This is a genomic window from Hansschlegelia beijingensis (assembly GCF_045505405.1).
In the GTDB taxonomy this organism is placed as follows: Bacteria; Pseudomonadota; Alphaproteobacteria; order Rhizobiales; family Methylopilaceae; genus Methylopila; species Methylopila beijingensis_A.
The window spans coordinates 1-2,304 of the sequence record NZ_JBJKEX010000433.1 but is presented as its reverse complement, the minus strand read 5'-3'; the positions used below and the strand labels follow the sequence as shown (position 1 = coordinate 2,304).

Genomic DNA, 2,304 nt, shown 5'->3' with positions numbered 1-2,304 from the left:
CTCGCCGCGCGCCGCGCGTCGAGGCCGGTGCTGGTGGGCGACGTCACGGTCGGCGGCGAGCGTGGCGGGACAATCCACCGGCGCGGGCGAAGGATCAGGCGTCAACGACATCGGCGCTTCTCAGCTTGAGCTTGGTCCGGCAGTGGGCGCATTCGCCGGAGACTTCGATCACCCGCGCGCGGGGGCGGAACCCGGAGGCGCGGACCAGCCCCTGCAGCGCGCTGGCGAAAGCCTCGGTGGCGGCCTCTCCGACCGCGCCGCAATCCTCGCAGATCAGGAACACGACCGGCGCGTCGCCGGTGGCGCCATGATCATGGCTGCACGCCACGAACGCGTTGCGGCTCTCGATCCGGTGCACGAAACCCTGCTCCTGCAGGAAGTCGAGCGCGCGATAGACCGTGATCGGCGCCGGCGGTCGCTCGCCCGGCCGCGACAGCCGCTCGATCACCTCATAGGCGCCGGCGGGCGCATGATCGGCCGCGAGCGCCTCCAGCACGCGGCGGCGGATGTCGGTGAGCCGCGCCCCGCGTTCCGCGCACAGCCTCTCGGCGCGCTGCAGAACCTCCCGCGCACAGGCGTGGTGGTTGTGGCCAGGCTCGGCGAATGGGCGGCCGGAGACAGTCTGGGAGTGCGTCATCTCGCCCGATCCCTTAGCACGAAGCGCCGGTCGTTGCGTCATCAGGGCGCCCTGCATTGCGCATCGTGGCCGAGCGCTCCAGCTTACCCGCAGCAGGACCCGCGCCGCGCTCAGGAGGCCCCTTCATGCCGCAGGACAAGACCGCCGTCGTCACCGGCTCCACCAGCGGCATCGGGCTCGCGATCGCCCGGGCGCTGGCCAAGGCCGGCGCTAACGTCGTGATCAACGGCTTCGGCGACAAGACGGAGATCGAGCAGATCCGGTCCTCGATGGAGGCCGAGCACGGCGTCTCGGTCGCCTATGACGGCGCGAACATGCTGAAGCCGCAGGAGATCGCGGACATGATCCGGGCCGCGGAGGAGCGCTTCGGATCGGTCGACATCCTGGTCAACAACGCCGGCGTCCAGCACGTCTCGCCGGTCGACGAGTTCCCCGAGGACAAGTGGGACGAGATCATCGCGATCAACCTGTCGGCCGCCTTCCACGCCACCAAGGCGGCGCTGCCGGGCATGAAGCGGAAGGGCTGGGGCCGCATCGTCAATACGGCCTCCGCGCACGCGCTGGTGGCCTCGCCGTTCAAGTCCGCCTACGTGGCGGCCAAGCACGGGATCGCGGGCTTCACCAAGTCATGCGCCCTCGAAGTGGCGCAGCAGAAGATCACCGTGAACGCGATCTGCCCGGGATATGTGTGGACGCCGCTGGTGGAGCGGCAGATCCCCGACACCATGAAGGCGCGCGGCATGACCGAGGACGAGGTCAAGCGCGACGTGATCCTCGCGGCCCAGCCCACCAAGGAGTTCGTCACGCCCGAACAGGTGGCGGCGCTCGCCGTGTTCCTGTGTTCCGACGCGGCGGCGCAGATCACCGGCGCGATGCTCTCGATGGATGGCGGCTGGACCGCCGCCTGAGGTCCCCGAAGAGAGACCTGCTCGCGGGCGGCCGGGATGCCTGCGAGGCGGGGCCTGTGCGACCGCCGCCTCGCCCCGACTCCGGCGGGAATGGCTGACCGGAGCCGTATTCGACCGCCAAGACGTAGAAGCACGCCGGTCGGCCGTTCAATAGAATTCGACTCGATTTGAGCGGGAGCGACGGCGATCTGCGCGCGTGGTTAACCGCAGGGGCGGCCGGCGGCCGATTTCACGCCTGTCGCGCCAGGGCGGCGCAGCCGATCAGCCCCGCGACGGACGAGGTCACCAGCAGGGTCGCGGTCTCGCGCATCATCTCCGCATGCGGCCCCTTCGCCTCGAAGCCCGACCGGAAGACCTCCGGATCGACGAAGTCGATGAGCTTCGGCAGCACGCCGCCGCAGAAATAGACCGCGCCGGCGCCGAACGTCAGGGCGACGTCGCCGGAGAAGCGGGCAAGGATGCTGAGGAAGATCCGCACTGTCTCCAGCGCTGACGGGTCCTGCTGCGCGGCGCGCTCGCTCACCTGCGCGGCCGGCAGCTCCGCGCCGCCATGCAGCGCGTGGTGAAGACGGGCGAGACCCGGTCCCGACAGCACATGCTCGGCCGAGACCCGGCCGTGCGCGCGCCTGATCTGCGCGAAGGCGGCGGCCTCCCGATCGTTGACCGCCGCGAGCTCGACGTGACCGCCTTCGCTTGGAACCGGAAGCCATTCGCCTCCCGCGCGGAGCAGCGCCGCCACCCCGAGCCCGGTGCCGGGCC

Annotated in this window: 3 protein-coding genes; 1 reads left to right on the top strand and 2 read right to left on the bottom strand. The window is 70.6% G+C overall.

The window, feature by feature from the left end:
- Nucleotides 1-94: 94 nt before the first annotated feature.
- The gene (locus ACIKT0_RS17180; protein WP_407106580.1) at nt 95-637 is read right to left on the bottom strand and encodes a transcriptional repressor; all 543 of its coding nucleotides are present in this window, start codon (nt 635-637) and stop codon (nt 95-97) included.
- A 125-nt stretch (nt 638-762) separates the two neighbouring features.
- On the opposite strand from ACIKT0_RS17180, the gene ACIKT0_RS17175 reads away from it, so the two are divergent.
- Entirely contained in the window at nt 763-1,545 is a 783-nt protein-coding gene (locus tag ACIKT0_RS17175) for a 3-hydroxybutyrate dehydrogenase (protein ID WP_407106579.1), read from the top strand.
- A 229-nt stretch (nt 1,546-1,774) separates the two neighbouring features.
- On the opposite strand, the gene ACIKT0_RS17170 is transcribed toward ACIKT0_RS17175, so the two are convergent.
- Nucleotides 1,775-2,304, bottom strand: a 530-nt coding sequence (locus tag ACIKT0_RS17170; protein WP_407106578.1) for a glucokinase, incomplete at its 5' end; no start/stop codon positions are given.

What these genes read in the sequence shown, in the direction of transcription:
- ACIKT0_RS17175 (WP_407106579.1), top strand. Translation starts at nt 763, where the DNA reads ATGCCGCAGGACAAGACCGCCGTCGTCACCGGCTCCACCAGCGGCATC.
- ACIKT0_RS17180 (WP_407106580.1), bottom strand. Translation starts at nt 637, where the DNA reads ATGACGCACTCCCAGACTGTCTCCGGCCGCCCATTCGCCGAGCCTGGC.